4 protein-coding genes are annotated in these 2,913 nt (G+C 32.7%); 1 reads left to right on the top strand and 3 read right to left on the bottom strand.

Translation table 11 applies throughout. From position 1 onward, the window contains the following. Nucleotides 1-57 precede the first annotated feature (57 nt). Nucleotides 58-303: a hypothetical protein gene (locus ACIPNH_RS01100; RefSeq protein ID WP_400771091.1), complete on the top strand. Its 246-nt coding sequence runs from the start codon at nt 58-60 to the stop codon at nt 301-303. A 140-nt stretch (nt 304-443) separates the two neighbouring features. Here ACIPNH_RS01100 and ACIPNH_RS01095 read toward each other — a convergent pair whose 3' ends face one another. The 3 genes from ACIPNH_RS01095 to ACIPNH_RS01085 are packed head-to-tail and all read right to left on the bottom strand — an operon-like array spanning nt 444 to nt 2,858. Continuing rightward, nucleotides 444-1,241 carry a hypothetical protein gene (locus ACIPNH_RS01095; RefSeq protein WP_155968486.1) on the bottom strand — a complete coding sequence of 266 codons (798 nt, stop codon included), beginning with the start codon at nt 1,239-1,241 and terminating at the stop codon, nt 444-446. Nucleotides 1,242-1,290: 49 nt separating this feature from the next. Next, entirely contained in the window at nt 1,291-1,965 is a 675-nt protein-coding gene (gene pyrF, locus ACIPNH_RS01090; RefSeq protein WP_174515794.1) for an orotidine-5'-phosphate decarboxylase, read from the bottom strand. 29 nt (nt 1,966-1,994) lie between these two features. Beyond that, entirely contained in the window at nt 1,995-2,858 is an 864-nt protein-coding gene (locus ACIPNH_RS01085; RefSeq protein WP_400771088.1) for a hypothetical protein, read from the bottom strand. Nucleotides 2,859-2,913 lie beyond the last annotated feature (55 nt).

The raw sequence follows: 2,913 nt of genomic DNA, 5'->3' as shown, positions 1-2,913 counted from the left end.
AAGATTTTCAATAGGTTGCTTATAATCCTAATTATAGTTAGCCTTTCATAAGTAGCGATGCAACAAAGCCGTCTGGGATCCAGATTGGGCACTAAGTTGGTAAACACGAAAGCGCTTTACAACGTTTTTGATGGAATTGTGCGAAAGCCAGTGTCAAGCACTGGAATGACATCATCTGTTGTCTTCAAAAATAAATGTTCGTACAGTTATGTGCCCAGGCACTGGCATGATATCATTTGTTTATCTGTTGAAAATGTAAACCGAAAAATAGCGTGGCACTTTGTGCCACGCTTAGTACTGTAAGCTTAATCCAGTAATTAAATTAAGCGAGGTAAAATAAAAGATAACAACACTATATAATGTTCGTTCTTTTATGTCAAGCACTTTTTTGAATTTTTTTGGTGATAATTTTTATCCAGTTATTTTATTATTGTAGTATAATTTCAATGCCAGATACTATCATTATGATCACTATCTAAATTTAAATCGTAATTATCATCAAATTTATATATCCCCTCCATCTCTTCTCTATGCAATTCATGTGAATCACCTAAAGCTTTTTGATTAGAAACGTCAACACAATACTGTAACAGTGCTCTTAATGCTCCAGCACTATCTTGATCTAAATTAAAATTGCTAAAATCAAATTTCTGCATATTCTCCACATGTCCTTCTCTACATAACCTACATATCTTAGCAAAAGCCCTTTCACTTTCTCGACTCCAAGCATTAAGAAAGTAAGGATCTACTACTTTGCTAAATTGTTTCTCTATCTCTTCAAGAGAGCTCTCTGGATTAAGTTCTAATATTACTTTGAAAATCCCACTGCCATGGAATCTATAAAATTTACTAGATAAGCTATCTTTTACAAAATTAACTGCATCATCTATTGTAACACCAGAGCGAGATTCAAATATCATCTCAAATGCTCCATAACAACTATCAATACCAAAATTAATTATTTTTTCCATAAAATCAATTACCTCTTCTAAGGAAATTTGTGGCTTATTCCTCAAGATAACTTCTAAACTCTTGACAAAATTATGCCCATGCTGACCCATAGCATGGGTTTTCCCATTTATTGTATAATGATATAGCTTCTTATTTTCTATTATATGCTTATTGCACTGGTAGATATGTAGCTTATTCAATTTGCCAGAATATTCCTCTATTTCCTTATCTGGTAATTTTGAGCGGAATTCCTTGATTACTTCGCGTATTATTCTATTGATATTACTCATGCTTATTCCTAATTAATATGTTAGTATTTTTATAAATTAAGTTATTATATTAAAATTCTTTCATGGATTTCAATATTAGCTCCGCACTACTTGTAGTTTTTGTAATGGGTCTGCCAATGACGATATAATCAGCTCCTGAATTTATTGCTTCTTTTGGTGTTGCTGTTCTTTTTTGGTCGTCATGACCTGGATCTATACGAATTCCTGGAGTAATAATTTTAAAGTCTTCACCGCATTCTCGGCGCACTTCCTGAGCTTCCAATGCAGAACAGACTATTCCATAGAGTCCAATCTTTTTTGCAAGCTTTGCAAGCAAAATTACCTGTGATTTTACTTCTCTTGCTACTCCAAGCTCGTTTAAATCCTCATTGCTCATACTAGTTAGCACTGTCACTCCAATCAGCTTTATTTTTGTGCCTTGCACTACACTTAGCGCTTCTTCAAGCATTTTTGTCCCACCGCTGATGTGCAGAGTTAACATTTCAACGTTCAGAACTTTTATTACTTCAACTGTTTTAGCTACAGTGTTTGGAATGTCATGCAATTTCAGATCTAAAAAAATTGGTACATTGCATTTTGCAACTTCTTGCACTCCAGAAAGACCTTGAGCAGCAAAAAATTCTAATCCCAGCTTTACCATGCCAACTTTACCACGCAGAGTATTAACTAGAGAAATAGCCTTATTTAAATCTTGTGTATCCAGTGCACATATTATTGGGTTCATTATCTTGCATGATTTATTTTATAATAAGACTATAAGACTAATTGTTGTGTTTTGCAAATACCTTCACTCTGATTACGTTCATAAGATTCTGTCAATAGTGAATTTGGCAATTTGATCGGAGTGGATGAGCGACTTGCATATCCAAGATCCTCCAGTAAACAATCAAACGTTTCCTCTGATGGTGATTCACATCTAGAATCTTCACCTAGCGTGAATTGCATAATTTCCTTCAATATAAACTTTATTTTTTGAGTCTCCTGTAATATTATTTTTCTACTACGATCTCCGATCGCTTCATTATTGTTTACCAATTTTTCTACCTTGTCTACCACAGATTCTAACATTTCCGGTAAATAACCCTTTTTCTCTTCTGCATTTCTCAACAAATCTTCTTCAAGTTGTTCTATTTGACTGTCTCGCTCTAAAAGTAAATTTTTTAAACCTTTTACCTCATTGTTACAATCTTTTCTTATTCCGTCTAACTCAAAAGACTGATTTTCAATTAAACCATTTGCTTCATCTAACTCGTCAAATTTCTTTTCCAATTTTTTAGATAAATTTTCCTTTTCTTTATTGATTTTTCTGATTTCACATTTTAGGTCATCTAATTTTGTATGCAACTTTTTTTCTTCCTCATATAATATATCTCTTTCTTTATAAAGTATGTCTTCTTTCTTACGTAATATATCTCTTTCTTTATAAAATTTGTCTTCTTTCTCGTATAACTCCCTTATTTCTTTACGTAATTTTTCTACTTCCTCATTCAGTTTTTTATTTTCTAATTCTTTGCATTGATTATTGTCTATTTTCCCTTTCAATTCTGTTATACGTTCTTCTTTTTCTTGTAACTGTTCACGTAAACACGAGATTTTAAGATGTATAGCTCTTTCCATAAAAGTCCGGATGTGATAGGATAAGGGTAGATGATGATAAGGAGGTTGAATGCCA

This window comes from Wolbachia endosymbiont of Drosophila barbarae (assembly GCF_044752445.1).
GTDB lineage: Bacteria > Pseudomonadota > Alphaproteobacteria > Rickettsiales > Anaplasmataceae > Wolbachia > Wolbachia pipientis.
This window is presented reverse-complemented; position numbering and strand designations above follow the sequence as displayed.